Origin of the sequence: Pseudomonas sp. OV546 (assembly GCF_900116845.1) — a bacterium.
Lineage (GTDB): Bacteria > Pseudomonadota > Gammaproteobacteria > Pseudomonadales > Pseudomonadaceae > Aquipseudomonas > Aquipseudomonas petroselini.
Genome location: NZ_FPCE01000019.1, coordinates 64,315 through 89,777 on the forward strand (window position 1 = coordinate 64,315; position 25,463 = coordinate 89,777).

Below are 25,463 nucleotides of genomic sequence, written 5' to 3' on the forward strand. Positions count from 1 at the left end.
TGTCAAGAGCTGACGCATTTCGATCTCTCGGCCTCAAGGGTTTTCATAAGTTCGAAATACAGTTTTGGCCAATGGCGAGCCGCGCTTTCTAATTTCTTATAAACACTTGCCTTTTCTTCGTCGGACACATTGAGGGTTTCACGCATTGCGTTGGATACCTCGAGGGTTTGTACGGAGATTTCTGGCGCATATACAGAAACCATAAATGCGTTTTTCATAAGGGTCTCAGCTCGCTCGTTCCAGCCAGCGTCGTCCCTCAAAGGGCTATAGGCGTAGGTTGTAATGCTTGCGATGCTTTTGAGAAATGCATCTCCTTTGGCTCGAAGAGTGTCCTCGTGCTTATCCACTCGCTGAACGCAATTCTGTATGCGGTTCTGATTGAGGGTGTCATTGCTCGCCATCAGTGTAATTGCGGAGCTACCAAGGGCTCCGATAAGCGCGATTACTGAAGTAACGACCGCTACCGTTATCGTTTCTGGTAGAGAAAAGAAACGACCTTTCCGCAAAAGAGGCTGGCCCATCGTCATCCTTATTCATATTGCCAAGTGGCTTCGGGCGGATATTCACAGCCCAAAACTTTGAACACAACCCGCTTCGGCGGGTTTTTTATTGCCTGCAAAGTGGGCCGACTCAACCCAAGGGGTGCATCAACGTGGCAGAAGAAAACGAAATCGACCTGGAAAACCCGGCAATCAAGGCCGCTATCGCGACTGCCGTTGAAGCATCCGTTTCGGGTTTGAAAACCAAGAACTCGGAACTGCTGGGCAAGCTGAAGGAAACCTCCGGCAAGCTGACCCAATTTGAAACACAGTTTGAAGGCATCGACATCGACGCAGTCAAAGGCCTGCTCAGTCGCGCCGGCCAGGACGAAGAAACCAAGCTGCTGACCGAGGGCAAGGTCGACGAGGTCTTCAACCGCCGCACTGAGCGCCTTCGCGGTGACTACGACAAGCAGCTGAAGACCATCAGCGAGCGTGCCGAGAAAGCTGAGTCCTTCGCTGCCAAGTTCCAGGGCAAAGTCCTGGGCGACTCGGTACGCGGCGCAGCACTGAAGGCTGGTGCTTTGCCGGAAGCAACCGACGACATCATCCTGCGCGCCAAAGGCGTGTTCACCCTTAACGAAGATGGCGATGCAGTCGCCGTTGATGAATCCGGCCAGGTCATCCTCGGTAAAGACGGCAAGACCCCTCTGACTCCGCTCGAATGGGCGGAATCTCTGCGCGAAAGCGCACCTCATCTGTGGCCAAGGGCTTCAGGGACATTTGCCCCGGGCGGGGGTGGCGGCAAGGCTGCATTCAAGCGCTCCGAAATGACCTCCGAGCAGAAGCGCGACTTCCAGCGCAAGCACGGCCAAACCGCATATCTGCAATTGCCCAAGTAAGGGGATTGACCCATGGCTACAACCGTTAACAGCGACCTGATCATTTACAACGATGAGGCGCAAACTGCATACCTGGAGCGTGTCCAAGACAACCTGGATGTGTTCAACGCATCGTCCAACGGCGCGATGGTGCTGGACAACGAGCTGATTGAAGGTGACTTCCGCAAGCGTGCGCTCTACAAGCTGAACGGTTCGCTGGAACACCGCGACGTCAACTCTGAAGGCAAGGTTACTGCCAAGAAGATCAGCGCCGGCGAAGCTGTCGGCGTCAAGGCTCCCTGGAAGTACGGCCCGTACCAGACCACCGAAGAGGCGTTCAAGCGCCGCGGTCGTCCGGTCGAGGAGTTCTCCCAGATCGTCGGTGCCGACGTTGCTGACGCGACCCTGGAAGGCTTCATCCAGTACGCAACTGCTGGCCTTCGTGCCGCCATCGGCTCCAACGCTGACATGGTGGTTTCGGCCAACATCGAAACCGACGGCAAGAAGACGCTGACTCGCGGCATGCGCAAGTTCGGCGACAAATTCGGCCGGATCGCTCTGTGGGTCATGCACTCCAGCGCCTACTTCGACATCGTCGACGAAGCCATCACCAACAAGATCTACGAAGAAGCTGGCGTTGTGATCTACGGCGGCCTGCCGGGCACTCTGGGTAAGCCTGTACTGGTGACCGACACCGCGCCGGCGGATGTGATCTTCGGCCTGCTGCCAAACGCCGTAACCATCACCGAGTCGCAGGCGCCGGGCTTCCGTTCCTACGAAGTGAACGACGAAGAGAACCTGAGCATTGGCTACCGTGCTGAAGGCACCGTGAACATCGATGTGCTGGGTTACAGCTGGAAAGCCACCACTGGCGGTTCCAACCCAACCCTGGCTGCGGTCGGTTCCGCTGCCAATTGGGTCAAGCACGCGGGCAGTAACAAGGTCACCGCTGGCGTGATGATCCAGCTGACTGCAACGCCTCCTGCAACTGGCGGCTAAGCCAAAAACTCAACGCGCGATCAGCGATGGCCGCCTTGGAGAAACACATGGAATTGACTTACAGCAACCAGCTCAACGGCTTCGACCCGGAGAAGCGCTACCGCAATCCGGAACACTTCGATAAGCCTGAAGCCGGTGTTACCAGCGTGCTGGTGATTGGCGATTGGCCAAACGTGGTCGACGCATATGAAGCGGCCGGTATTGACGTGTCGGTGAGGGAGGCTAAGCGGGTGCAGATGGTTGGCGCCACCAAACAGGCCGAACTCGAAAAAGTCGTTGCGGCTTTGCGTGCTGAGCATGGATCGATCGAGATCCTGATTGGTGGCCTGGAAGCTGGCGAGATTCACCGTCCCGAGTCAGGCGAACTGGCGTTGCGCTTGTTTGATCTGCTCGGAACCATCCATACCTCGGTTGGCACCCTGACCACTGAACGCGACGGCCTGCTCTCTACCGTTAAGGCGCTGCGTGAAGAGTTGGACGTGCTGAAGACGGCGACCATTGCACCGCCGACTGACGAGGCCAGTGAAATCGTGGCGTTGAAAGCGAAGCTGGACGAAGCCAAAGTGCCGTACCGGGCAAACGCATCGAAAGAATCCCTGGAAAGGCTCGTCGCTGAGCTGGCCAAGGAGTGATACTGCTGGCTGCCGGTGACCCGGCGGCCAATCTTCAAACCATTCCAGCGAGTTGACGCATGACACTCATTATCGAGGATGGGACTGGCAAGCCTGACGCCGAAAGCTATGCGAGCGCTGAGGATCTGGCCACGTATGCTGTGAAATTCGGCACGGTCATCCCCGCGGGTGTTCCCGAGCAGGAAGCGCTGCTGCGCCGGGCCGCTTTGGCGATGGATGGCATGACCTGGAAGGGTCGCAAGGCGAACAGCGAGCAGGGGCTGTCCTGGCCGCGCCGGGAAGTGCTGTTGGACCACGAGATCAAGCCGAACAACTATCTGCCGGCGCGGATCCAGTACGGGCAGATGGCCCTGGCCGCTGAAATTCATCAGGACGACATTGATCCAATCGACAAACGAAAGGGTGCTGTGACGCTGGAGCGTGTCGAGGGTGCAGTGACTCGCGAGTACGCGACGATCTCCAACTCCAGCGGTCGATTATTGCCGGCGGCGCCTGATCGGCCGAGCGCCACGCAGTTTGCCGACTACCTAAAAAAGCGCGGACTGTTCGCAATCCGAGCATAGCCGCAACGGAGTCCACATGGCCTTCTACGATGAAATGGCCGTGATGGCTCTGGAGATGATTACAGAGTTCGGCCAACCCGTGACGATCAGCAAGACGGAGCAGGGCGAGTACGACCCAGAGACTGGCGGCGAGGCGCCTGGCGCCACTATTGAGCAAATCGCCCAGGGCATCCTGCTCGACTTCACCGGCCAAGAATTTCAGAACAACAGCCTGATCAGGCAGGGCGACAAAAAGCTGAAGATCGCCGCGCAGGGGCTGACTTGGGTGCCGGGTCTTCTCGACAAAGTCGTGGCCCAAGGCCGCACCTGGTCAATCGTGCCGCCGCTGAAAGAGATCAACCCGGCAGGCACGCCGATTCTTTATGAGCTGCAGGTGCGCTCATGACGAACAAATACGCCAGCATGAACGGCAGCTTCGCCGAGAACATTCGCGACTTCGCTGAGCGCGCCCAGGTTGGTATCGACGCAACCATCCGAGAGATCGTTATCGAGATCGGCAGCAGCGTCATCCGCATGTCGCCCGTGGGCAATCCAGAGATCTGGGCGGCGAACATTGCGCACCGGCAGGCGAACACCCAGGCGGCCGACGACTACGATTTCAAGGTCGCAGTGCGCAACACGATCATCAACCTCAACGAATCGAACTTCACCAAAGCTGGCAGGCTGCGACGCGGTGTGAAATATGCCAAACCCCTGACCAAGACCGAGCGCGACCAGAACTTCAACGTGAACGGGTTGGTCGCGGGTAGGGACTACGTCGGTGGGCGGTTCCGTGGGAACTGGCAGTTTTCCATTGGCGCGCCGGCAGAAGGCACCCTTGACCAGGTCGATCCTGCTGGTGGCGTGACGCTGGCCAAGCTTCGACTACAGGTCCAGGCACTTACGGCTGGCGAGACAGCCTACATCGTGAACAATCTTCCGTACGGCATCCCGCTGGAGTACGGGCATTCGACCCAGGCCCCTGGTGGGATGGTCCGGATTACCCTTGCCCGCTTCCAGCAGATCGTCGACGAAGCCACAAGGAACAACCAGGTATGAGCCACGCCATTATCGCGTCCATTTACGAGGCCAAGCTGATTGCCTGGAGCAAGACCCAGGTGGAGCCGATCAAAGTTGTGTTCGAAAACGTCCAATACGACCCGGCCGACGGAGAGACCTATCTGCGGGCGTTCTTGCTCCCGGGCGATACTGCGAGCAGCACGCTCGCCGGCGACCACCGCGCATTCATCGGCGTATATCAGGTCAGCATTGTGGCTCCTGCCAATACCGGCAAAGCCAAGACGAACCCACTTGTGGCTGAGTTGACCACGCTGTTCCCGCTTTATGCGCGAGACACAAAGGCAGGTCTCACCGTCGTTACGATGTCGCCAGTGGATACTGGTCCGGGAATTCCTGATCCGCCCACATACACCGTGCCGGTGTCGTTCGAATACAGAGCGGACATCGTTTAGCCAGGATCAACCGGGTGAGTAGGCGTCCCTTGATGGAAGAGCATTTGCCAATTGCCAGCCTCAAGCTTCCAGATCGAAGATCTCCGCGCGTATTGCCTTGGTGCTCCGTCGCGGCTGGATTGGGAGGCTTCGTATACCAACAGGCAAGCATCCTTGGAGATCACGGTCAGTTTGAAATTTTGCGCTAGGATCTCAACGCAAGACCTCAGATTCGGCAGACTTTCAACGGTATCAGCTTTCGAATAGAAGGCCCCTGAGCGACCAATTTCATGAAAGTCTTTGTGCAATAGACGATCGAGTTGTTCGCGATCATTCCGGACACTCGTCTGATGCAAACTGATCTCCATGTCTTGAAGCAGGTTGAGTAGCGCGACCTCTGTCACCTTGGTTTTCCCCTTTGCTCCATCCCAGAGTTACCTGATTAGCACTTCCACAGCCCATAGGGCAAACCCAATAACCCGCCACTGTGCGGGTTTTGTCATTTCTGAAAAGAGGAAATACCCATGGCTGGCATCCAAATGCCCAACGGCGCCACCTTTGAGATTGCAGCCACTTACGGCCCCGCGATCCCATTCACTGCCTTGACGAACGCCAATCCAGCTGTCGCTACCGCAGCAGCGCATGGCCTGGCCGAAGGCGACGTCATTGCAGTCAACTCTGGATGGACCCGCCTTGAAGGGCGAGGCATTCGTGTCGGCGAGATCGCCAGCGGCACTTTCGCGCTGGAAAACGTGAATACCGTCAACGTCCAGCAGTATCCGGCAGGCTCGGGCATTGGCTCGGTGCGGGAGGTGACCGGTTTCACTGAGATTTCGCAAATCACCGAGCTTAACTCAAGCGGCGGCGATCAGCAGTTTCTGACCTTTGGCTTCCTGGCCGACGACGATGATCGTCAGATGCCGACCACCAAAAATCCGATCACGCTGACCATCACCGTCGCCGATGATCCTTCCAAGCCCTATGTGGACGTCTGCGAGGCCGCCGACGACGACAAGCAAGCGCGCCTGCTCCGACTCAACCTTCCTGGCGGCAGCAGCATCATCTACAACGGCTACGTGTCGATCACCTCGACGCCGACCATGTCCCGCAACAATTTGATGACTCGTGTCATCAGCATCGCCCTGACCGGTCGTCCAACCCGCTACGCGGCCACGGTGTAATCCATGGCCAAGTTCAAATTGATCCAGAAGCCGACCTTCAAGGCGCCGGTGATGATCCAGCGGGCCGGATACAACGCCGAAAAGGTGGAGTTCGAGTTCAAGTACTTGGACCGTACTGCGCTCGCCGAGCTGTACACCGGCTGGAACGAACGGCACGACGAACTGGGCAAGAAGGTCGGCGACATGGACCTCAAAGCTTTCACCGCCGCCCAGATCGCCCTGCAAGCAGACCAGTTGCTGGATGTTGTGGTGGGCTGGGATATCGAAGAGGAATTCACTCCTGAAAACGTGCGCATCCTCGTCAATTCGATCAACTCGGCGCCGAAGGCAGTGCTCAACGCTTACGCCGAAGCCTTCAGCGAAGCCCGTCTGGGAAACTCCTAAGCGCCTCTCGCGCACTGTATGAGCCCGGGCCGTCAGATGCAGATCTGATGGCATTCGGCTTATCGCGCCAGGACATCCCCGACAAGGAAGTCGGCATCTGGCCCGATAACTGGGATGCCTTCAAAGTCTTCGAAGCCATGAGCACCCAGTGGCGCACAGGCGCGTGCGGCGCAACAGGCATGGATTACAGCGTTCTCTCCGGGGTTATTCGGATGTGTGGCGTACCGATCAGCCAGCGACAAACCATTTTCAGCGACTTCCGCCTTATGGAGGCTGAAGCCCTGCAGGTGATGGCGGAACAGAGAGAAAACAAATGAGCACCAACTTCGCTTCCCTGGGTATTGCGGTCGAATCGTCGCAGGCCGCAAAGGCTGCTGATGATCTGGATAAGCTGGTGGATTCGGCCGAAGGCGCCCAGAAGGCCATTGATGACCTGGGCAAAACAGGCGAAGGCCTGGTCAACACCGGCAAAAAGGTTTCCCAGGCAGAAGCGGACGTTGCGCAAAGTATCGATAAATCGACGGCGGCCAGGGACCGTCAAGCCGGGGCAAGTCGCAAAGCAACTGACAGCGCAGTAGCGGAAATCTCCGTCATCAGTCAACTCGACAAGGCGATGACGGGCAATATCTCGAGCATGGAGTCGCTGGTTCAGGCCGAGGGTTTGCTGGAGCGCGCCCGCAAGGGCGGCTTGGTAACCATCGAGGAGCAGGCGAAGTACCAGGATCAACTGGGAAAGGCCTACGACAAGATTGAAAAGGCGGAAGCCAAAGAACTGGCCCAGAAGCAAAAGCTGATCGAGGCTGAGAATCGTCAGATTGAGGCGCTGAAGCGCACCGTCAACGGCATTGATCCGGTAACCGCCAAGCTGGCGAAGCTGGAAGCTCAGGAGAAAGCTCTCAACGACCTGCACAAAACGGGTCAGATCGACGCCGATCGTTACAACGAAGCCTTGGCCAAGATCGGCAAGGATCGGGCTGGGCTGACTGAGGCAGCCGGCGCATTCGAAAAACTGAAGCTCGGCACCCGCCAAGCTCAAGAAAACGTTATGCAGCTCGCCAATGCCATACAGGCGGGCGACCTGGGTAGTGGTGCGCGCGCGATCGCTCAGCTGGGCGCTGGCGCCGGTGAATCGGCTAAAAGCCTCGCAGGGATGCTGATCCCGGCCGGCCTGCTGGTCGCCGTAATCGGTTCGCTGGGCTACGCATACTTCGATGCAATGAAGCAGGCGCGAGAGTTCAATGCCGCGATCAATGGCGGTACGAATGGTGCCGGGCAGACCATCGCCAGCCTGAAGGACATGGCCGATGGCGCTGGGCGCGTCACCGGCAACCTGTCCGGCGCGCGCGAGGCAGTTGTTTCGCTTGCATCCGGAGCAGCCACCAGCGGCACGCAAATGCGTAATCTGGCCGAAGCTGCCGCCGCTGTCAGCGAAGTAACCGGACAGGGCGCGGGCGAACTCGCCAAGTCCTTTGCCACAGCCGGCGAGACGGCCACCGAAGCGGCAGGCAAGATCAGCAGCCAGTACGGGCTGCTGACCCTTGAGCAGTACCAGGTGATCAAAGGGCTGGACGACCAAGGCGACAGTCAGCGCGCCCTGGATGTGCTCAGCGAAGACCTGAATCAGTCAGCACTTACGCGGCTGAAGACCTACCGCGAGTCGCTATCCGACGTAGAGCGCGACTGGGACAACATCAAGACTGCTATCAAAGGCGCGTACGCCGAAGTCCGGTCGGAGATTTTCCCCGACCTGGCCAAGCAGATCGAGATCACCCAGCGCGTGCTGGATACGCGCAAAGGCGGAGGGGTGGTTGGCGCCATTTCCAATGGACTCAGCTCACTCAACACCGCACTGGGCCTGGGCACCGGCGAGCATGACGACTCGACCGAGGCTCTGGAAAAGAAACTTGCAGGTCTGAAAGCCAGGCAGGCGGCCAGCTCCAATCTGGCAATTGCTACCGGCGAAAACACTGACGCGAACCAGAAGGCCATTGAGGCTCAGAAAGCTCTGGATGCTCAGCTCGACAACATAAATCCGCTGAACAAGCGTAAGGCTGCTCAGGACAAGCTGAATCAGCAGTTCAGAACGCTGTACGAGAACGCTGAGAAAACAGGTCAGAAGTCCCCGCTGCTCGATGGTGTAAATTACGACGGCGGTAGGTTCTCTGGCGGGGCCTACGACACGCTCCTGAAAGGGATTCAGGACAAGAATAAAGACCCGAAGGCAGCCGGCACACAGGTCGACCTGAGCGGTTTCAACGACGCCAAGAACGCCCTCCTGGCGATCACCGACACCTACAAAAACTACCAAAAGGAACTGGAAGCGGCTCAAAAGGCCGGCCTGCTGTCCGAGGAAGACTATCTGCTGCGGCGCCAGGCGCTGATCGGAAATCAGCTGGACCAGACCAAGGCCGCCTATGAGTCCGAGATTTCCGCGCTGGAGGCAGCGAAGGGCAAGAAGAGCACATCGGCCGCGCAAAGCATCCAGCTTGACCAGAAGATCGCCGACGCCCGCGCCGGAATGGTCAAGGCGCAGAAGGATGCCGACAGCCAGCTTGAAGTGCTCGCTACCAACGAAACCGGGCGCCTTGCCAAGCAGGAGCGGGCGATCAGCACATACGTGCAGGCACTGGGGCAGCAACAGCGGGCTTTGGAGTTGGCAGGCCAGCGCGCAGTGCTCGGCGTAGGGCAGGGTGATCGCCAGAACGCGCTCAGCGGCGAGCTGAACAGCCAGCAGGACCGGTTTGCTCAGCAGTCGCTGGAGCTTGCCAACCAGAAGTCTGACCCGTCACGCAACATGTCGGAAGAGGAGTTCAAGCGGAAGGCGCAGGCGCTTGCCGATGCGAATAAGGCCGCGACGGACCAGATCCGGCAGAACTATGCGGATGTGGAGAATGCCCAGGGCGATTGGACCAAGGGCGCGACTGCGGCGTGGGACAACTACCTGGATTCGGCGCGCAACATTGCCGGACAGACAAAAAGCCTGTTCGGTAACGCCTTCAGTTCCATGGAAGACTCGATCGTCAATTTCGCGATGACCGGCAAAGCGTCGTTCTCAGATTTCGCCAAATCGATCCTAGCTGACATGGCGCGTATCGCTACCCGTCAGGCGAGTTCGGCTTTGTTGGGCAGCTTGGTGGGCGCAGCGGCCAGTTACCTCGGCGGAAGTGCTGCAGGTGGCGGCAATGGCATGGCTGCCGGGTCTGCCGGTGCCACGTCGTCGAACCTCGGGGCGTCATCAGCCGGTTATTCCAGTACCTACTTCCCGCAAGCGAAGGGTGGCGCCTGGTCGGGTGGCGTGCAGATGTTTGCCGACGGCGGCGCCTTCACCAACTCCATCGTCAGCAAGCCCACGGCGTTTGGCATGGCCAACGGCAAGACAGGGGTTATGGGTGAGGCAGGGGAAGAGGCGATCATGCCGCTGACCCGTACTTCCAGTGGCAAGCTTGGGGTTATGGCTGCTGGCGGCGGATCTGGCTCAACGCAGATCAATGTCGAGGTGCACATCGATGGCGACGGCAATGCCTCATCCTCGGCTGATGCTCCAGGCTATGACCTGTTCGGCAAGGAACTGGCCGCGTTCGTTGAGCAGAAGTACCAGCAGATGCGCAACAAGGACATGGGCCAAGGTGGCGTCATCAACAAAGCAATTAAGGGGCGCTGATGGCTATCGAACGATTCACCTGGGCGACGGAGAAGGGCGCGGAGGGTGATATCACCCAGCGCGTTCGCTCCAAGCAGTTCGGCGATGGATACGAACAGTCGGTAGAGGACGGCCTCAACAACCGGTCGCAATCCTGGCCCGTGACCTTCACGGGCATGAAGGGGCGCATCAAGGACATCGTGGACTTCCTCGACCGACACAAGGGGGCGAAGGGCTTCCTGTGGGAGCCGCCCCTGGGTGAGCTTGGTCTCTACAAGTGCAACAGCTACAAGCCTGTGCACCGCGGCGGCCAGGTCTACGCCATCACCGCGACTTTCCAGCAAACCTTTCATCCCTGAGTAACCGCCCATGGCACTTATCACGGACATCCAGAAACTGGAGCCCGGCGGCGAGATTCGCCTGTTTGAAATTGATGGGACCGAATACGGCGCCGATTACCTTCGCTTCCACGGTCACGCCATCCCGCACACGCCAGAAGAATTGCTGGCCTATGAGGGCTCGGAAGAGGACCTGCCCGCCAAGTCGATTATCTGGCAAGGCGAGGAGTACGCGGCCTGGCCGGTGCAGATTGAGGGTATATCCTCCAGCAGCGACGGCACCGCCTCTCGGCCGACTTTTGCGGCCGGCAACGTCAACGGGCGCGTCACAGCGTTGTGCCTGGCCTTCGAGGACATGCTCAAGTTCAAGCTGACGGTCCGCGAGACGCTGGCCCAGTACCTGGATGCGGCGAATTATCCCGAAGGCAATCCAACTGCCGACCCAACCCAGGAGGCGCTGGAGATCTGGTACATCGACCAGAAAACCAGCGAGGATGGAGAAGTGGTGATGTGGGAGCTGTCCTCCCCAGGCGAGATCGACAACCACGGGCTGCCTGGCCGGCAGATGACGACGTTCTGCCACTGGGCCATGACGGGGGGATACAGGGGCCCTGACTGTAACTACACGGGGGCAGCGATGTTTGATGACGAAGACAATCCTACAGATGATCCAGCGAAGGATGAATGTAAGGGGTGCCTGTCCTCATGCAAACTCAGATTTGGCGAGAACGAAGAGCTAAATTTTGGGGGATTTCCTGCAGTAAACCTGATCTCAAGGAGTTGATACAATGACTTGCGCGGCTAGGGTAGCTCCCGAAAAGCCAATACCTAACGGGCCTGCTGCGCTCCTCAAGTTAGGTTTCATACTGTAGGGGTGTGAAAAATGGGTCGACCCGTCAGAGATATAGCCGGCGAAAGATTTGGAAGGTTACTTGTAGTGGGCCGCGACGCCAACAAACCCAGCAAGGCTGGGGCCTACTGGAATTGTGTTTGCGATTGCGGGAAAGAGAGCTCTGTTCGATCAGGGCCGCTGGTAAACGGCCAGTCCACGTCATGCGGTTGCCTGTCAAAAGAGCTTACAAGAGCAAGAAGCATCAAGCACGGAATGGAGGGGACGCCGTCTTATCAGCTTTGGGATGGGATGGTCCGAAGATGCTCCAACAAAAACCATGCAGCTTATGAAAACTACGGCGCTCGGGGAATCAAAGTATGCGATCGCTGGTTGGAGTTCTCCAATTTTTATGAAGACATGGGTGTTCGCCCTGACGGCATGTCGCTCGATCGTATCGACAACAATAAAGGCTATTCACCCGACAACTGCAGATGGGCTACTCATAAGCAGCAGTGTAGAAACACTCGGTCAAACCATCTGAAAACCCTTTTCTGTGAAACTAGGACGATTGCAGACTGGGCCGACGAGTTCAGCCTCTCGTACAACATTGTTTATCTGCGCATCCGAATGGGCTGGCCGATAGAAAAGGCTGTTCTCACCCCTCCAACTCGATAACAACCAATGTAAGGGCGCTACGGCGCCCTTTTTAGTGGGCGCGAATAATGCGAAAACACATCATCACCGCCATCCAGGCGCACGCGGCGGCCCAGTATCCGAAAGAATGTTGCGGCCTGCTGCTCGCCATCGGACACAAGCAGAAGTATTTCCCGTGCCGAAACATCGCCACCGAACCGAACGAAGAGTTCCGGCTGGATCCAGAGGACTACGCCGCGGCGGAAGACGTGGGCGAAGTGATCGGCATCGTTCACTCGCACCCGGACGCCACCAGCAGGCCGTCACCGCATGACCTGGCCATGTGCGAGGCCACGGCCTTGCCCTGGCACATCCTGAGTTGGCCCGAAGGCGACCTGCGGACGATCACGCCAACAGGCAGCACGCCGCTGCTCAGGCGCCCGTTTGTGCACGGCGCGTGGGACTGTTGGCAGGTCTGCGCTGACTGGTATGCCCGCGAGTGGGGCCTTGAATTCGAGACCTTCCAGCGCACAGATGGCTGGTGGGAGAGTGCGGAGAACGCCAGCCTGTACGAGCAGCACTACGAGACGGCCGGGTTTGTGCTCGTCGACCGACCACAGCGCGGCGACATGATCGTTATGCAGGTTGGCCGGACAGCTCACCCGAACCACGCTGGCATATACCTTGGCACCGATCCGTCGTTGCCTGGTGAGGATTCAGGTGTTTTCGGCCCGGGACCGTTCCTGCTGCACCACCTTTACGGCAGGCCGTCGGAAATGGTCGTCTTTGGCGGCCCCTGGCATGACCGGACACGCCTGATTCTCAGGCACAGAAACGCCCTAAACTAACTATAACGCTCGGCAATAGCGGGAATCTTATGAAAGAATATGCGGAAAAACTTCAAGCCCAACAGCGCAACGGTCGTACCGAAGCAGAACTCCAGGACATTCTTAAAAAATGGGTGCCCATTCTGAGTGAGAAGAATGGGCGTTTCTACGTCAGCGGTTTTGGGTTGCAAAAATCATCTGAATAAGGGCTTCGATGTGACTGTGAATCAACTCAGTTTCTAGACCTTCGTACTTCACCGTCTTCAGCCCCTCAAGATCTTTAAGTAGCGAAGCGCTGGTTTCTGGGCTGCTTTCTTTGACGTGCCTACCAATGGTTGCGAGCACATTAAGATTGAAAGTGCTCAATGTGGGAAGCACTCGCTCAATGTGAGCAACACGTTGATCAAGGGTTTTCATATCAGTCACAGTTGACCTCCAGGTCATAAACGCGCCGATACTGGCGCAATCCCAGTCCTTGGGCTTGCAGGCTTAGGACTGGGGTCCAAAGATCAGATGGCGCTATCGTCCTCAGGCTCGCATGCGGCATCGATGTATTCTTGAAGTTGACGTGCGAAATCAGGGTTGGCGGGGTGATTTTTGATATCGAGCGTGAAGGTGCCCTTTTTCTTCGCCGAAGTGTGAATGTCAACAAAAACACCACCCACGATGTACTGGGTGCCGTACTGAAGAGGTTTGTCACCTTCGTATTTTTTGTCGGTTCTGATGAAGTTCAAGACGCCAAACAAAAATTTGCTGTCTATGCGCATTTTTTTTCCTTGAGATTGGTGCGATCCATGGCATCCATTTGCGACATGGCGGCATAAAGCTACTATGTATGCGGCGACTCCTGCCACTGGCATTCCATCCACGCTGGATGGGCACCCAGTTGGGGACGAACGTGTTCAGATGTACCATGATGGCCACACGCTATGTTATGCGGCATTGGTTGGTCGGGTTGTAGCGAAAATCATCATTAGGAGAGCTGCCTCGTTATGGAAAACATGAGTGTTTTTGACGTAATTTCCTTTCTAGCAAGTGTTACCTCGCTCATTTTGGCAATTGTTGCCATAGCTGCGGCAAAAAACTCCGAGAGGGAAGTCCGAGCTAATTTCGAGAAAACGCAGCGCGTGATGGCTGAATATCAAGACAAAACCAAAGATGTTTTAGCGGAAATAGATAAACGAGCGGCAGTGATTGAGCGGACAGTGACGGAGTCGCAGCGGCACCTAATGGATACTATGACGAATATCATAAACGAGACCGTCATCCCCAAGAAGCCAGATGCCGGTGAGCAGATGGGACTGCAGTTCATGCAGCAAATGTTAGCTAACCCGGCTCAGGCAGGTGAGTCGATGAAAGGGCTGGCTGAAATAATGGAAATTATCAACGCCCATGAGAAAAAATAGATCTGGCGGCCAACCTACTTAGGAATCTATCAAAGCCCAGCCCCGCGCTGGGCTTTTTGCGTCTGAGGGACATGAAAAAGCCCGGACGGGTTGGTGGTGACGCCAGCCTTTAGGCGCTCGCGATCATCGAAAGACTTTTCTGACGTCGAAGTTCGATAATAGAGGTGGCGGCAAGCCACACAAAAGAAAGCATCCAAACGTAAAATCCGTAGCTGTAGCTAGTGATGCTTATCCTTCCGGCGCCATCGTTCCAGATGCTGGTGTAGGAGAACGAGGTTAGGCCCATCGCGATTGCTATGATTGAGCAAATCATCGACTTTCTTGCATTCCTGTATAGATACGCCGGTATGAACGCGATGTTTGCAAGCCACGCGATACCTCCGTCCATCACGGCAAGAATACCTAACAGTAAAATTTCCCAGCCATATGAGTTTGGACTTACGTCAAAAACCTCATGATGCTCGTTTGTAGCTGGCAGCATCAGGCTCAAGCCGTACAGTGCAAGGGCGAAGTCTTTCAACTCAAACTGAAATGGGCGTATTTTCATCGGTAATCCGTATTTCACGGTATGAAGAAGCCCGGCGGGTCGGGCTTGGGTTCAATCGAGCACTGGCCGCAAGAAGGTTCTCTCGGAGCTGACAATGAATCTCTTCTCCGCTGCCAAGGCGAAAGTGCTGATGCATTCGGGGTCAGTTTTGGACTCTTCGCGATAAAGCTCGTACTCCGCAAGGCTCGGAAAGCTGAAAAGGCAATAGGCGACGTTGCTGGCGCCCTCGGCAGGAAGGAAGTAACCGTGGTGGGTTCCTCCCATGCGGTTGACTATGCCAATCCACAGTTTCGAATAGTGCTCAAAGGCTTCGATTTGATAAGGGTCAATCTGATACTTCAGGTGGCAGGTGATCACGCGAGTCGTCCTTGTCCAGTTTGAATGCGCAGCTTACTGGACATCCATGTGATTGGTAAAACTCGACAAGGTGCTGGGCTTTTTGCATCTGCCCCCCAGTGCTACAGTCCCGCCAAACCAAAGAGGGAACGACATGCGGATTTTGATAGCGGCGGTAGCGGTGGGGATGCTGGCGGGGTGCACCACGCCAGGCGATCTCAAAAGCGGAAAGGCGACCATCAGCACCTCATCGAATAAGGCGCCCAAGCAATATGCTCTCTGCGTAATGCCGAAGTGGCAGGATGCTCGCTCAGGCGCCACGATGACCGAAACCTCGACTGGTTACAGGCTAATCGTTGCTACTGACTCGACAGCCGAGGAGCTTCTAGAGGTAAATCGATCCTCAAATGGAAGCAGTGTTGCGCTGTATCAACGATTGTCCTGGGCTCCCGGTTACGGTAGATCAGCAATTGAAAAGGCCGTTCGCGACTGCCTGTAATGAACAACTACATCAAGCCGCCTACGGGCGGCTTTTTCATGCCCGGAGAAAGTCATGGCAGCGCTTGCAATCGAATACCAACCCCTTACTACAGTCCTGCTCTTTGGTCAGCTACGCCAATTCGGTCGTTCTTTCAGGCTGTCGGTAAGAACAACCGCAGAGGCGATCAAGGCTCTCTGCGTGCAAGTTCCTGGCTTCGAGCGCTTCTTGTCGAATGCCAAGTCCCGAGGGATCGAGTTCGCGGTGTTCAGGGGGAAAAAGAATATTGGTGAGGGTGAGCTCTCTTTTGGCGGAGAGGGAGATATTCGCATTGCCCCAGTGATTACTGGTAGCAAGCGAGCGGGGATTCTCCAGACGATTGTTGGTGTAGTTCTGCTCGCTATTTCGTACGTATTCCCGGTCACCGCGCCGTATCTGGCGCCGGCAGGCATCGGCCTCGTCGCCGGCGGCGTGATCCAAATGCTCAGCCCACAGGCCGGCGGCCTGAAGACTAGCGCAGCTCCGGAGAACACCCCCGGCTACGCCTTCGGCAGCGCCAAGAACACCACTGCCTCCGGCAATCCTGTGTCGCTGTGTGCCGGCCGCCGGCGCTGGGGCGGCGCGATCATCAGTGCCGCCATTTACGCCGAAGACCAGATGTAGCCAACACCCGAAAACTGAAGCCGCCCAAGAGGCGGTTTTTTTATGCCAGGAGAAAAGCATGGGCGCAGCACGCAAGATAGACGTTTACGGCGCCAAGGGCGGTTCCGAGAAGCCTAAAACCCCAACCGAGGCACCAGACAGCCTGCGCTCCGTCGCCATTGCGAAAATGCTTATTGCTGTGGGTGAGGGCGAGTTTGATGGTGCTCCTACCGCAAAGGACATCTTTCTCGACAACACGCCGCTGCAAGACCCGCAGGGGAACATGAACTTCCCGAACGTGAAGTGGGAGTGGCGCAGCGGGGCTGTGGACCAGTCCTATATCCAGGGCATCCCATCGGTCGAGAACGAAACAACCATCAGCACCGAGCTGCGCAGCGGCACGCCATGGGTTCGAGCGATCACAAATACCCAGCTATCGGCTGTACGTGTGCGCTTTGCCTGGCCTGCGCTCCAATCGGTGGACTCCGGCGGCAACATCAACGGTTACGCGATCGGCTATAAGGTCGAACTGGCAACGGATGGTGGGACGTACCAGGAGGTTTTGAACGAGGCTGTGTCGGGCAAGACTACCAGCCTGTACGAGCGAACCCGACGTATCAATCTGCCGCGCGCGACAACCGGGTGGCTGCTTCGTATCACTCGACTGACTGCAAACCAGAACAACAATAAAATTTCAGACACCATGCAGATTGCCGGCTTCACCGAGGTGATTGACGCCAAGATCCGGTACCCGAACACCGCGCTGCTTTACATCGAGTTTTCTGCCGAGCAGTTCCGCAGCATCCCTGCGGTGACGATCGAATGTGATGGCCGGAAATGGCAGGTGCCGAGCAACTACGACACCAGATCGCGCACCTATACGGGCGTCTGGGACGGAACATTCAAAGAGGCCTGGACCGACAACCCTGTTTGGCACACTTACGGTATCACCACGAACGACCGTTTCGGCCTTGGCCGTCGTATCAAGCCGTGGATGGTGGACAAGTGGGAGCTGTACCGGATCTCGCAGTATTGCGACCAGCTGGTGCCGGACGGAAAGGGCGGCATGGAGCCGCGCTTCATCTGCAACCTGAACCTGCAAAGCAAGGCCGACGCCTGGTCACTACTGCGCGATATCTCGGCGATCTATCGCGGCATGACCTACTGGGCTCAAGGCCAAGTATTCACGCTGTCGGATATGCCGCGCGCCACCGACTTCGACTTCGCCTACACCCGGGCGAACGTGATCGATGGCAAGTTCACTTACTCCAGCGCATCGGAACGTACCCGTTACAGTCGTGCGCTGGTCAGCTACGACAACCCGCTGAACAACTACGACACCGATGTCACAGCTGTGACCGATGCCAAGCTGCAGCGGCGCTACGGCGACAACCCGTTGGAGATCAGCGCAATTGGTTGCGACCGTGAGTCGGAGGCCCAGCGCCGTGGTAAGTGGGCGCTGCTCACGAACTCGAAGGACCGGGCTGTCACCTTCAAGGTCGGCCTCGATGGGCGCATCCCGCTCCCTGGCTACGTGATCCCGATCGCCGACGAACTTCTCGCCGGCAGGCCGGTGGGCGGGCGCATCTCGGCGGTGAATGGCAAGGTCATCACCCTGGATCGCGACACCCAGGCCAAGCCCGGCGATCGGCTGATCCTCAACCTGCCCGACGGCAAGTGCGAGGGCCGCACCGTGCAACTGGTCAGCGGCCGGCAGGTCACAGTGACTGTTGCCTACTCCGTGCCGCCTGAGCGCGAACTAGTTTGGGCGTTGGACGCCGATGACCTGGCCATCCCGCTGTACCGTGTGGTCAGCGTGGCGCGGCCGGAGCCTGGCGTGTTTGAAATCTCTGCGGTGCAGTACGACCCGAGCAAGTTCGATCACATCGACACCGGCGCCCGGCTGGAAGAGCGGCCAATCAGTGTTGTGCCGATCACCGTCGTTCCTGCCCCGGCGAGCGTGGAGATCACTTCGAACTACTCCGTTGACCAGGGCCTGGCTATCAGCACCATGAACATCTCATGGCCTGCCGTGGCTGGCGCTGTCGCCTATGACGTGGAGTGGCGCAAGGACAGCGGCAACTGGATCAAGCTTCAGCGCACGGGCGCGACAAGCGTTGACGTCACCGGAATTTACTCGGGCGCCTACGTGGCCCGCGTTCGGTCGGTGAGCGCCTTCGAGATATCTTCCATCTGGAAGAGTTCCAACCTGACGAACTTGGAAGGGAAGGTCGGCTTGCCGCCGGCGGTGGCGTTTCTGTCCACCACCAGCGAACTGTTCGGCATCGGCATTCAGTGGGGTTTCCCTGCTGGCGCTGAGGATACCCAGCGCACCGAGTTGTGGTATGGCCAGGCCAATGACCTGTCGGTGGCCACCAAGCTGGCCGACCTGGCGCACCCCCAGGCGAATTACAGCATGCAAGCCCTACAGGCTGGCGCGCAGTTCTTCTTCTGGGCGCGCCTGGTGGACCGCACCGGCAACATTGGCCCGTTCTATCCCGTCGGTAACGGCGTGATGGGGATGGCCAGCGCCGACGCGGCGCCGGTGCTGGATCTGATCGCCGGACAGATCGGGCGTACCGAGCTTGGCCAGGACATCGTCGACGAAATCGACAAGATTCCAGGCCTGCAGGCGCAGATCGATGCGCTCGATGGGCTGTCGGCCTATGACCCTGAGTCGGTCTACCTCGAGGGCGACTTGGTGGTGGTCGGCAAGCGGATCTATCAGGCGACCCAGTTGGTGCCGGTGGATACCTCGCCGCCGAACGCCGCTTACTGGGTGGACGTGGGCCAGGTGCTGGTCACGGCAAACGGGCTGGCGCGTCAGGTTGAGATCAACACCACCAGCATTACCGAGTTGGATGGTGTGGTAACGGCCCAGGCGTCGAGCCTCCAGGCCTTGCAATCGGCCTACAGGGACGACACCGGCGAGGGTGATCTTGCTGACGCGCTCCAGGGCTACAACGCCTCGGCAAGTTTCGCGCAAGAAGTGAAAACGCGTGCCTCGCAGAATGCGGCCATGGTACAGCGGCAGACGGAACTCACCGCTTCGGTGGGCGATGTTGCCGGCAGCGTGACTGATCTGGAAAGCGTTGTGGTCACCGATCGCGAAGCAACCGCCCAGGCCATTCAGCAGATCGGCGTGAAGATCGACGACAACTCGGCGGACATTCAGACGGTGAGCCAGGCCCAAGCCGACACCGACGGCAAGCTCTCGACAATGTGGTCCGTGAAAATGCGCCTCAATCAAAACGGCCAGTATGTCGCAGCATCTGTTGGGCTCGGTATAGAGAACGTGGACGGTGAGTTGCAAAGCCAGTTCTTGGTGAGCGCGGACACCTTCGCGGTCGTGAACGAAATCAACGGGGTTCTTTCGTCGCCATTCACGGTGCAGAACGGGCAGGTCTTCATGCGCTCGGCCTTCATCCAGGACGGGAGTATCACCATGCTCAAAATCGGCCAGGCTTTGCAATCCGATAACTATGTTGCAGGTGTTCAAGGGTGGCGTCTGGATAAAGCAGGCAATCTTGAGTTCAACGGCCCAGCGCCCGGTGGTGGTCGCCTGACCATGACCAACCGCGCTATCAAGGTCTACGACGAAAACAACGTTAAGAGGGTTCAACTTGGGGATCTGACGGCATGAGCTTCGGGATGAGGATATGGGGGCCAACAGGGAAGTTGGAACTGGATGAGAACTCATTCACCGTAAGGATCATTTATTCAGGCGTTGTCGCATTCATCACGGGAGGGAACAGGTATATCAATATTTCTATCCCGGGAGTTTCTCCGTCAACACACTCTGCAATCTGCATACCTATTGGTGCGTATCCCCAAGACCCCAATGCCCAGAATAACTACGCAGTTCAGTATGAACCTCAGGTTTATCAGGGCGGCGTGCAGGTTTGGTTTGGTAATCGGACTGGTGCAGTTGATGCAATGAACGGACTCGGTCCCCAGAGGCTGCTAGTTATGAAGGATAGGTAAATGACTTTCGGCTTGACGTTTACGAACAATAACGACGTAGTAACTCTCGATTCGGAATTCTCTCGGCTTGTTGTTTTGCAGTCGGGGAGGTACTCAGGAGGTGCGGCGTTCTCCCCCGCAATCACGACCGCCGAGCCTCCTTTGGTCTTCGTTCGTCCTGACGGTACAACTACCTTTCAATACACCACTATCAGCGGTGGCCCCGGAAACTGGACTGGATTTTCGTTCGTATCGGCTGGAGCTGGCAACTATTTTTGTGCTGCCTTCAAGTCACGCGAGCTTGCGACCTACGGGCTGAGGCTGTGGGACGGAGGAGCGAATTTGTTGTTTGATAGCGGCACACCTTGTGCTCAATTTACAAGAACAATAACCAGTTGGACCTATATGGGGTCTAGTCCTACAGGGCAGGGCACAACAAGGTCAAATTGGACCGCTTACTCTCCGTTAGATACAGGCGATTACATGCTCATAAATAATGTCGGCATGGATGTAGGCGGGAATACCAATAGGGCGGCAAAACTCTATGTGATATGGAATTACGGAAATAACAGGCTTGAACCCTACATTATCGGCGTGAATAACTCCGTTAATTTCTTTATTCCCATTGTATTTGCCAAGCCTATTTCTTAGGAGGTTATATGTCCTGGTACAAAACAGGCACAGTTACTGTGACTCCTGGTAGCAACGCCGTGCTCGGAGCAGGAACATCCTTCATTGCGAACTCGCGCGTCGGTGATGCGTTCCGCGGGCCTGATGGCGAGTGGTATGAAGTCACTAACATTGCGAGCAACACGGCTTTATCCATCTCACCCAGCTACCAAGGCGCCGCCGTGAGCAGCGGCGGTTACTCGATTGCGCCTATGCAGGGTTATGTCAAGGATTCGGCTGATGCCTTACGCGCGGCCACTCAGGTGATTGCGAGTGGGGTGGCTGACATGCAGGAACAGGTCGCGGCGGCGACCGAGGCAGCCGAATCCGCCGGGCAATCCAAAGATGTCGCGACCGAGCAGGCCGGAATTGCAAGCTCCGCGGCTGATCTCTCTACGGAGAACAAGGACGCTGCACAGTTGGCGGCTCAGCAGAGTGGTTCTTCAGCGCAGGCATCGGTCGCTGCAGCTGATCGGGCTGAGGGCGCTAGAGACTCCAGCATCCAATCGGAGCAGGCGTCCGCTGCATCGGCTGCGGCTGCTAAAAATTCAGCTGATCACGCTGAAGAGGTGACACTCGGCAAGGCGGCGAGTGGCGATAACAATGATATTACGTCCCTGCGCGGCCTAACTCAGGACGGCTTCGACAGGTTGCGTCAAGGGATCTTGGCGTTTGTTGGAGCGACCGCGAGCGCCTCAGGTGCAAAGGGTTTGGTACCCGCCCCTTCGATCGCCGACCGACTTAAAGTTCTGAGTGGTGCTGGTGTCTGGGTTAATTTACCTGCTTCTTCATGGGGCGGTATCACAGGAGCACTTGCGGACCAGGTGGACTTGAAAAATGCTCTCGATGCGAAACAGAGCATCACCGCAGCGCCATTCACCAAGTCTTACACAAGCGGGCAAACCGCTTGGACTGCTGGAGGGCTGCTCAACTTCAATCCTGGGTTTGAACCAACGCTCATCCAGTTTGAATGTGTTGTGATCACCGCCCAAGGCAACGCGGCTGCGGGAGATCGTTTCGAGCCTGGGATGATGCTTACCAGTAGCTATAACGGCTTACAGGTTGTTAGTAAAAGCGCATCTGCCGTAGGGGTGCGCTGTGGCGCGTCTATGATCAAGGTTTTTTCGGCGGCAAGCGGTGATCAAATTACACCGGCTAACTGCCGGATTATTATGAGGGCGTGGGCATGAAGTATTACGTCGACAAAGTAGGGGTATTCCTCGGTGGCTGGGAGTCCGAGCCGCCCGAAGACTCCGTCGAGATAGAGAGTCCGCCTGAGTACGCTGATCAGATCTGGCTTTCCCCTGGCTGGTCTCCAAGCGCAATGAAAGCCGTGGCTACAGAATCGGCCTGGCGCGATCTCGAGATGCCAAAAGCCCAGCAGAACGTTACCGCCATTGAGTACGGCGAGGAAGATATCCCAGGTACCGCTCAGCAATGGCAAAAGTATTGGCTTGCCTTGCGTAAGTGGTCCGAGATCAATCCCGACTTTCCTGATAGCTCCAAGCGACCGGTCGCGCCGAGCTGATCCGCTACAGAACACCGACACCCGCCATGAGCGGGTATTTTTTTGCCTGGAGAAAATATGAACGCGACTGATAAAGACCGCGATGTTTTGGCGCGCACGCTTTGGGGCGAGGCACGCGGCGAGGGCCTGGCAGGCCAAATCGCCGTTGCGTGGACTATCCGCAACCGGGTGTTCGACGGAAAGCCGAAGTCTTGGTGGGGGGAGGGCTATGCTGGGGTGTGCCTGAAGCCCTGGCAGTTCAGCTGCTGGAACCAAAACGACCCGAATTATGCTTACCTGAGTGGCGCCAAGTCGATTCCGGCCGCGCAGTTCGCCCAGGCTCAGCGCGCAGCTGATCAGGTGATTTCAGGAGCAACGCCCGATCCAACCGGCGGTGCCACGCACTACTACGCCACGACCATGCCTAAGGCGCCGGCCTGGGCGTTGGGTGCCAAGGAGACGCTGCGTCTCGGTCACCACATTTTCTTTAAGGATGTACCGTGATGACGCCGGGCCAGATCCTAGCGTCGATCCTCCTGGCGCTGTCCATCGGCTTTGGGGGCGCCTGGCAGGTGCAGGACTGGCGCATGGGCGAGAAGCTCGCTCTGCAGGATGGGCTGCATAAGAATGACCTGGCCGCTATCAGCAATGCCGCATCTGCCCAGGCCCGCGCTGATCAAGACAAGCGACTGGCCACCGAGCAGCAGCTCGCCATCCAAGACCAACAACACACCAAGGAATTATCCGATGCCCAACGTGATCAGGCTCGCCTGCGCGATCGCCTTGCCACTTCTGATCTGCGGTTGTCAGTCCTCCTCGAGGATCCAGCCGGTGGCTGCAACGTGCGTGCCGCCCCCGGCGCCGTCGGCGTGGTTCATGCAACCCGTCGAGCCCAACTTGACCCAGCGCATGCTCAACGAATTATCGGAATCACCGATGCCGGCGACCAAGGATTGATCGCCCTGCGGGCATGTCAGGCGTACGTCCGTGCAATTGCTCCCTGAGATCAATGAACTACTCTCTCGGAGATGGTTCGTATTGCGATGATTTGATTTATTGAAGGGTGCCATGGATAAGAGGCTTGCAGGCCTTTCGTTTCTGCTGACCTTGTGCTGGGTGGCGGCGGTAGCGTTTGTGATGTGGTATTTCTCGGGGCCTTAGCGCAGAGGGTGGATCAGTTCGGGCCCCTTGTTCCTGACGTTTCCAACGGCTGTGTCGACCTTGAACCATTCAAATGCTTCGGCTGGCTCTCCCTGGTGCAACACCATCTGCTCGGCGCGCTCCTCGGGAGTTGCGGGGTCTAGCCATTCCCGGGCCAGGTCCGGCGTCAGCACCACAGGGCGCCGGTCGTGGATGTCCACCATGCCGCCGGCGCTGTCGGCGGTGATGATCACGAAGCCGTCATGTTCGCCTGGCCCTTCATCTGCGTCTGGCAGTTGGCCGATCGCGGCGCAGAATATCGGCGCGCCATCCTGCCGCCGGATCAGATAGGGCTGCTTTTTGGGACCGCCTTCATCTACCCATTCAAACCAACCGTCTATGGGTGTGACAGCCCGGTGCGGCCAGATCGCCCGGAAGAATGGGCCGTGGGCTACCTTCTCGACGCGCGCGTTGATTGGAACTGCGCGGTCCTTCGCCCAATGTGGTCGCCATCCCCAGCGGACCGGGTCGGCGTGCAGCAAGTCGCCCTGCAGGTGGAACAGTGCAACCTGAGTTGTTGGCGCGACGTTAAAGCGCTCAATCGGCTGATCGCCCATGGAGTTGGCCAGGGCATTGGGCATGCTCAGCGCTGCAACAAAGTCATGGATGCCGCGGTACTGCGTCAATCTTCCGCACATGATCGTCTCCGCTCGTCGGGGCTGATGAACAGACAGGCTTCGGTCAGTCTCTAACGGGTAGACACTGGGCAAGAGCATTCGTCATGAAGATCAGTAATGGGCAAGGCAATGCATTAGAGGGATCAACCCCGCCGAGCAATAGCGCAGCGACCGGATCTCTATCCCCCCAAGAGCGTTACGACATGAGCATGTCCGCTGCGAACGTTTTGAGGTCGCATGGACTGATTGACGGGGCCGGTTGGATCGACTTGTCAGATAGAGCTCTGACTGTATACGCAGACGAGCTAGGCTGAAGGCTCTTTTAGATTTGTCAGCTCCATCAGCAACTGCTGATTCTCCCTTAACAGGTGTTCGTTCTGACTTGCGATCATTTTCAAGTCCATGATCTCTTTTGCCATTTCCGAGGACTGGACATTTGTACGGCTTAGCTCCGCTTCAAAATATCGCAGCTTCGCCTCTGCTGTCGTCTTTCCGGTAGCCAGCAAGTCATTCATCTGTACAACGCCGGCCACATTGGCCCGTGCCTTGTGAAGCATCGCCTCAGTCTGGATGAGTTCGTCCTCAAGTCGCGCGCATTGGTGCTGGTACATTTCGAGGGGCGTGGGGCACCCGAGCCAGTCCTCTGTGGCTAAGTCGATGCTCATGTTTGTTACATCCAAATATTGTATGCGTGTACAGCGATCCGGATTTGGTCAGACGGAAGGCTTGAGGCGACGAACTGCAGGGTTACCCGTCGATCAGTCAGGCGACATGAGGACTGCCAGAGTCAGCTTCATGAACTCCTCGTTTTCGTCGATGGTGTGCAAAGCGCCTCGGATGTTCTCAGCCACATCGGCGGAGCCGCGCTGTTCGACCCAGTTCGAGAGCTCCATTATGGAGGCTTCCAAGGCCAGCTGATTTTCGTAGAGCTTGGACAGGAGGGAGGGAAGTAGGTCTGAGTTTGGCATCGGCGTTCCTCTGGTGGAGTGAACAGCGTAGCAGTTGGCGATTGGGAGCCCATCCCAAGGTTATGAGTGTCCACTCTCGACCCATAGCCACCTTTGGCCGAGGTCGGCTAACGGCCAGGAGCGGACGGTCATATCAAGCAGTTTTAGGCTGTGAGCGTAAACGTCCAGCAGGGCTCCTGCGAGCTTGACCCATCCCTATTACGGATGATATGCCAATACCCGGGATTGCCATCGATAGGACCTGCTTTATGACCTACCTGTCTTCGTTGCTGCTCGATATCCCCGGCGTGGAGCATGGTTTCGAGACTTCT

32 protein-coding genes are annotated in these 25,463 nt (G+C 57.4%); 23 read left to right on the forward strand and 9 right to left on the reverse strand.

From position 1 onward, the window contains the following. Positions 1–2 precede the first annotated feature (2 nt). Positions 3–521: a hypothetical protein gene (locus BM403_RS28895; RefSeq protein ID WP_139238014.1), complete on the reverse strand. Its 519-nt coding sequence runs from the start codon at positions 519–521 to the stop codon at positions 3–5. Positions 522–652: 131 nt separating this feature from the next. On the opposite strand from BM403_RS28895, the gene BM403_RS28900 reads away from it, so the two are divergent. Genes BM403_RS28900 through BM403_RS28930 form a run of 7 tightly spaced genes read left to right on the forward strand, consistent with a single transcriptional unit; the run spans position 653 to position 5,005 of the window. Further along, positions 653–1,381 (forward strand): hypothetical protein, encoded by a 729-nt coding sequence (locus BM403_RS28900; RefSeq protein WP_093546469.1) that lies wholly within the window; start codon positions 653–655, stop codon positions 1,379–1,381. Between the two features lie 12 nt (positions 1,382–1,393). Continuing rightward, entirely contained in the window at positions 1,394–2,359 is a 966-nt protein-coding gene (locus tag BM403_RS28905; protein ID WP_017528141.1) for a major capsid protein, read from the forward strand. A gap of 47 nt (positions 2,360–2,406) precedes the next feature. After that, on the forward strand, positions 2,407–2,991 hold the full coding sequence (locus BM403_RS28910; protein WP_175538117.1) for a hypothetical protein: 585 nt from the start codon (positions 2,407–2,409) through the stop codon (positions 2,989–2,991). A gap of 59 nt (positions 2,992–3,050) precedes the next feature. Next, positions 3,051–3,554 (forward strand): DnaT-like ssDNA-binding protein, encoded by a 504-nt coding sequence (locus BM403_RS28915; protein WP_093546475.1) that lies wholly within the window; start codon positions 3,051–3,053, stop codon positions 3,552–3,554. 16 nt (positions 3,555–3,570) lie between these two features. Beyond that, positions 3,571–3,939, forward strand: a complete 369-nt coding sequence (locus tag BM403_RS28920) for a hypothetical protein (protein ID WP_093546478.1) — start codon at positions 3,571–3,573, stop codon at positions 3,937–3,939. Beyond that, complete coding sequence (locus tag BM403_RS28925; RefSeq protein ID WP_093546481.1) at positions 3,936–4,592, forward strand: hypothetical protein; 657 nt, start codon at positions 3,936–3,938, stop codon at positions 4,590–4,592. Before BM403_RS28920 ends, BM403_RS28925 begins: the two co-directional genes overlap by 4 nt. Next, positions 4,589–5,005, forward strand: a complete 417-nt coding sequence (locus BM403_RS28930) for a phage tail terminator-like protein (RefSeq protein ID WP_093546484.1) — start codon at positions 4,589–4,591, stop codon at positions 5,003–5,005. The genes BM403_RS28925 and BM403_RS28930 overlap by 4 nt, the downstream gene beginning before the upstream one ends. On the opposite strand, the gene BM403_RS32715 is transcribed toward BM403_RS28930, so the two are convergent. Next, positions 5,002–5,352: a nuclear transport factor 2 family protein gene (locus BM403_RS32715; RefSeq protein WP_371914035.1), complete on the reverse strand. Its 351-nt coding sequence runs from the start codon at positions 5,350–5,352 to the stop codon at positions 5,002–5,004. The genes BM403_RS28930 and BM403_RS32715 overlap by 4 nt on opposite strands. A 156-nt stretch (positions 5,353–5,508) precedes the next feature. Here BM403_RS32715 and BM403_RS28940 point away from each other — a divergent pair, with 156 nt between their 5' ends. From BM403_RS28940 to BM403_RS28970, 7 genes are all read left to right on the forward strand, one after another. Further along, entirely contained in the window at positions 5,509–6,165 is a 657-nt protein-coding gene (locus tag BM403_RS28940) for a phage tail protein (protein ID WP_093546490.1), read from the forward strand. Positions 6,166–6,168: 3 nt separating this feature from the next. Continuing rightward, positions 6,169–6,549, forward strand: coding sequence for a phage tail assembly chaperone (locus tag BM403_RS28945; RefSeq protein WP_093546493.1), 381 nt, complete (start codon positions 6,169–6,171; stop codon positions 6,547–6,549). A gap of 47 nt (positions 6,550–6,596) precedes the next feature. After that, complete coding sequence (locus tag BM403_RS28950; protein WP_093546496.1) at positions 6,597–6,866, forward strand: DUF1799 domain-containing protein; 270 nt, start codon at positions 6,597–6,599, stop codon at positions 6,864–6,866. Continuing rightward, entirely contained in the window at positions 6,863–10,210 is a 3,348-nt protein-coding gene (locus tag BM403_RS28955) for a phage tail tape measure protein (protein WP_093546499.1), read from the forward strand. Before BM403_RS28950 ends, BM403_RS28955 begins: the two co-directional genes overlap by 4 nt. Continuing rightward, positions 10,210–10,548 carry a phage tail protein gene (locus BM403_RS28960; RefSeq protein ID WP_093546501.1) on the forward strand — a complete coding sequence of 113 codons (339 nt, stop codon included), beginning with the start codon at positions 10,210–10,212 and terminating at the stop codon, positions 10,546–10,548. Before BM403_RS28955 ends, BM403_RS28960 begins: the two co-directional genes overlap by 1 nt. A gap of 10 nt (positions 10,549–10,558) precedes the next feature. Continuing rightward, complete coding sequence (locus tag BM403_RS28965) at positions 10,559–11,311, forward strand: phage minor tail protein L (RefSeq protein WP_093546504.1); 753 nt, start codon at positions 10,559–10,561, stop codon at positions 11,309–11,311. Positions 11,312–12,081: 770 nt separating this feature from the next. After that, the gene (locus tag BM403_RS28970; protein WP_093546507.1) at positions 12,082–12,840 is read left to right on the forward strand and encodes a C40 family peptidase; all 759 of its coding nucleotides are present in this window, start codon (positions 12,082–12,084) and stop codon (positions 12,838–12,840) included. 150 nt (positions 12,841–12,990) lie between these two features. Here BM403_RS28970 and BM403_RS28975 read toward each other — a convergent pair whose 3' ends face one another. Next, the gene (locus tag BM403_RS28975; RefSeq protein WP_093546510.1) at positions 12,991–13,245 is read right to left on the reverse strand and encodes a hypothetical protein; all 255 of its coding nucleotides are present in this window, start codon (positions 13,243–13,245) and stop codon (positions 12,991–12,993) included. Positions 13,246–13,328: 83 nt separating this feature from the next. Then, positions 13,329–13,586 carry a hypothetical protein gene (locus BM403_RS28980; protein ID WP_093546513.1) on the reverse strand — a complete coding sequence of 86 codons (258 nt, stop codon included), beginning with the start codon at positions 13,584–13,586 and terminating at the stop codon, positions 13,329–13,331. A gap of 225 nt (positions 13,587–13,811) precedes the next feature. On the opposite strand from BM403_RS28980, the gene BM403_RS28985 reads away from it, so the two are divergent. Beyond that, positions 13,812–14,225, forward strand: coding sequence for a hypothetical protein (locus BM403_RS28985; protein ID WP_069556995.1), 414 nt, complete (start codon positions 13,812–13,814; stop codon positions 14,223–14,225). Between the two features lie 109 nt (positions 14,226–14,334). Here BM403_RS28985 and BM403_RS28990 read toward each other — a convergent pair whose 3' ends face one another. Both BM403_RS28990 and BM403_RS28995 read right to left on the reverse strand, forming a co-directional pair. Further along, positions 14,335–14,772: a hypothetical protein gene (locus BM403_RS28990; protein ID WP_093546516.1), complete on the reverse strand. Its 438-nt coding sequence runs from the start codon at positions 14,770–14,772 to the stop codon at positions 14,335–14,337. 51 nt (positions 14,773–14,823) lie between these two features. Further along, a complete protein-coding gene (locus BM403_RS28995) occupies positions 14,824–15,129 on the reverse strand; it encodes an NIPSNAP family protein (protein ID WP_093546519.1) in 306 nt (101 codons plus the stop codon). A gap of 532 nt (positions 15,130–15,661) precedes the next feature. Here BM403_RS28995 and BM403_RS29005 point away from each other — a divergent pair. From BM403_RS29005 to BM403_RS29040, 8 genes are read left to right on the forward strand one after another with little or no spacing between them, the layout of a single operon-like run. Continuing rightward, a complete protein-coding gene (locus tag BM403_RS29005; RefSeq protein ID WP_093546524.1) occupies positions 15,662–16,249 on the forward strand; it encodes a tail assembly protein in 588 nt (195 codons plus the stop codon). Positions 16,250–16,307: 58 nt separating this feature from the next. Beyond that, positions 16,308–19,871: a TipJ family phage tail tip protein gene (locus BM403_RS29010; protein ID WP_093546527.1), complete on the forward strand. Its 3,564-nt coding sequence runs from the start codon at positions 16,308–16,310 to the stop codon at positions 19,869–19,871. Then, complete coding sequence (locus BM403_RS29015) at positions 19,868–20,212, forward strand: hypothetical protein (protein ID WP_093546530.1); 345 nt, start codon at positions 19,868–19,870, stop codon at positions 20,210–20,212. The genes BM403_RS29010 and BM403_RS29015 overlap by 4 nt, the downstream gene beginning before the upstream one ends. Further along, positions 20,213–20,842 carry a hypothetical protein gene (locus BM403_RS29020; protein WP_093546533.1) on the forward strand — a complete coding sequence of 210 codons (630 nt, stop codon included), beginning with the start codon at positions 20,213–20,215 and terminating at the stop codon, positions 20,840–20,842. It begins immediately after the preceding gene. Positions 20,843–20,850: 8 nt separating this feature from the next. Beyond that, positions 20,851–22,050, forward strand: a complete 1,200-nt coding sequence (locus BM403_RS32315) for a hypothetical protein (RefSeq protein WP_256577231.1) — start codon at positions 20,851–20,853, stop codon at positions 22,048–22,050. Further along, a complete protein-coding gene (locus BM403_RS31970; protein ID WP_175538118.1) occupies positions 22,047–22,388 on the forward strand; it encodes a hypothetical protein in 342 nt (113 codons plus the stop codon). Before BM403_RS32315 ends, BM403_RS31970 begins: the two co-directional genes overlap by 4 nt. Positions 22,389–22,445: 57 nt before the next feature. Beyond that, positions 22,446–22,871, forward strand: coding sequence for a cell wall hydrolase (locus BM403_RS29035; RefSeq protein WP_093546536.1), 426 nt, complete (start codon positions 22,446–22,448; stop codon positions 22,869–22,871). Beyond that, a complete protein-coding gene (locus BM403_RS29040) occupies positions 22,871–23,371 on the forward strand; it encodes a lysis system spanin subunit (protein ID WP_043205314.1) in 501 nt (166 codons plus the stop codon). Before BM403_RS29035 ends, BM403_RS29040 begins: the two co-directional genes overlap by 1 nt. Positions 23,372–23,524: 153 nt before the next feature. Here the strand turns inward: BM403_RS29040 and BM403_RS29045 are convergent, their stop codons facing one another. The 3 genes from BM403_RS29045 to BM403_RS29055 form a co-directional block, all read right to left on the reverse strand. Then, the gene (locus BM403_RS29045; RefSeq protein WP_093546539.1) at positions 23,525–24,205 is read right to left on the reverse strand and encodes an SOS response-associated peptidase family protein; all 681 of its coding nucleotides are present in this window, start codon (positions 24,203–24,205) and stop codon (positions 23,525–23,527) included. Between the two features lie 284 nt (positions 24,206–24,489). Continuing rightward, positions 24,490–24,849, reverse strand: a complete 360-nt coding sequence (locus BM403_RS29050) for a hypothetical protein (RefSeq protein ID WP_093546542.1) — start codon at positions 24,847–24,849, stop codon at positions 24,490–24,492. Between the two features lie 93 nt (positions 24,850–24,942). After that, positions 24,943–25,152 (reverse strand): hypothetical protein, encoded by a 210-nt coding sequence (locus BM403_RS29055; protein WP_012724083.1) that lies wholly within the window; start codon positions 25,150–25,152, stop codon positions 24,943–24,945. Positions 25,153–25,463: the final 311 nt, after the last annotated feature.

Excerpts from the sequence above, each read along its gene's own strand:
- BM403_RS29005 (WP_093546524.1), top strand. The coding sequence starts at position 15,662 with ATGGCAGCGCTTGCAATCGAATACCAACCCCTTACTACAGTCCTGCTC.
- BM403_RS28965 (WP_093546504.1), top strand. The coding sequence starts at position 10,559 with ATGGCACTTATCACGGACATCCAGAAACTGGAGCCCGGCGGCGAGATT.
- BM403_RS29045 (WP_093546539.1), bottom strand. The coding sequence starts at position 24,205 with ATGTGCGGAAGATTGACGCAGTACCGCGGCATCCATGACTTTGTTGCA.
- BM403_RS29020 (WP_093546533.1), top strand. The coding sequence starts at position 20,213 with ATGACTTTCGGCTTGACGTTTACGAACAATAACGACGTAGTAACTCTC.
- BM403_RS28950 (WP_093546496.1), top strand. The coding sequence starts at position 6,597 with ATGGCATTCGGCTTATCGCGCCAGGACATCCCCGACAAGGAAGTCGGC.
- BM403_RS31970 (WP_175538118.1), top strand. The coding sequence starts at position 22,047 with ATGAAGTATTACGTCGACAAAGTAGGGGTATTCCTCGGTGGCTGGGAG.
- BM403_RS29010 (WP_093546527.1), top strand. The coding sequence starts at position 16,308 with ATGGGCGCAGCACGCAAGATAGACGTTTACGGCGCCAAGGGCGGTTCC.
- BM403_RS28945 (WP_093546493.1), top strand. The coding sequence starts at position 6,169 with ATGGCCAAGTTCAAATTGATCCAGAAGCCGACCTTCAAGGCGCCGGTG.
- BM403_RS28930 (WP_093546484.1), top strand. The coding sequence starts at position 4,589 with ATGAGCCACGCCATTATCGCGTCCATTTACGAGGCCAAGCTGATTGCC.
- BM403_RS28990 (WP_093546516.1), bottom strand. The coding sequence starts at position 14,772 with ATGAAAATACGCCCATTTCAGTTTGAGTTGAAAGACTTCGCCCTTGCA.
- BM403_RS29055 (WP_012724083.1), bottom strand. The coding sequence starts at position 25,152 with ATGCCAAACTCAGACCTACTTCCCTCCCTCCTGTCCAAGCTCTACGAA.
- BM403_RS28925 (WP_093546481.1), top strand. The coding sequence starts at position 3,936 with ATGACGAACAAATACGCCAGCATGAACGGCAGCTTCGCCGAGAACATT.
- BM403_RS32715 (WP_371914035.1), bottom strand. The coding sequence starts at position 5,352 with ATGGAGATCAGTTTGCATCAGACGAGTGTCCGGAATGATCGCGAACAA.
- BM403_RS28940 (WP_093546490.1), top strand. The coding sequence starts at position 5,509 with ATGGCTGGCATCCAAATGCCCAACGGCGCCACCTTTGAGATTGCAGCC.
- BM403_RS28985 (WP_069556995.1), top strand. The coding sequence starts at position 13,812 with ATGGAAAACATGAGTGTTTTTGACGTAATTTCCTTTCTAGCAAGTGTT.
- BM403_RS29035 (WP_093546536.1), top strand. The coding sequence starts at position 22,446 with ATGAACGCGACTGATAAAGACCGCGATGTTTTGGCGCGCACGCTTTGG.
- BM403_RS28955 (WP_093546499.1), top strand. The coding sequence starts at position 6,863 with ATGAGCACCAACTTCGCTTCCCTGGGTATTGCGGTCGAATCGTCGCAG.
- BM403_RS28895 (WP_139238014.1), bottom strand. The coding sequence starts at position 521 with ATGGGCCAGCCTCTTTTGCGGAAAGGTCGTTTCTTTTCTCTACCAGAA.
- BM403_RS29040 (WP_043205314.1), top strand. The coding sequence starts at position 22,871 with ATGACGCCGGGCCAGATCCTAGCGTCGATCCTCCTGGCGCTGTCCATC.
- BM403_RS28905 (WP_017528141.1), top strand. The coding sequence starts at position 1,394 with ATGGCTACAACCGTTAACAGCGACCTGATCATTTACAACGATGAGGCG.
- BM403_RS29015 (WP_093546530.1), top strand. The coding sequence starts at position 19,868 with ATGAGCTTCGGGATGAGGATATGGGGGCCAACAGGGAAGTTGGAACTG.
- BM403_RS32315 (WP_256577231.1), top strand. The coding sequence starts at position 20,851 with ATGTCCTGGTACAAAACAGGCACAGTTACTGTGACTCCTGGTAGCAAC.
- BM403_RS29050 (WP_093546542.1), bottom strand. The coding sequence starts at position 24,849 with ATGAGCATCGACTTAGCCACAGAGGACTGGCTCGGGTGCCCCACGCCC.
- BM403_RS28960 (WP_093546501.1), top strand. The coding sequence starts at position 10,210 with ATGGCTATCGAACGATTCACCTGGGCGACGGAGAAGGGCGCGGAGGGT.
- BM403_RS28910 (WP_175538117.1), top strand. The coding sequence starts at position 2,407 with ATGGAATTGACTTACAGCAACCAGCTCAACGGCTTCGACCCGGAGAAG.
- BM403_RS28915 (WP_093546475.1), top strand. The coding sequence starts at position 3,051 with ATGACACTCATTATCGAGGATGGGACTGGCAAGCCTGACGCCGAAAGC.
- BM403_RS28920 (WP_093546478.1), top strand. The coding sequence starts at position 3,571 with ATGGCCTTCTACGATGAAATGGCCGTGATGGCTCTGGAGATGATTACA.
- BM403_RS28980 (WP_093546513.1), bottom strand. The coding sequence starts at position 13,586 with ATGCGCATAGACAGCAAATTTTTGTTTGGCGTCTTGAACTTCATCAGA.
- BM403_RS28970 (WP_093546507.1), top strand. The coding sequence starts at position 12,082 with ATGCGAAAACACATCATCACCGCCATCCAGGCGCACGCGGCGGCCCAG.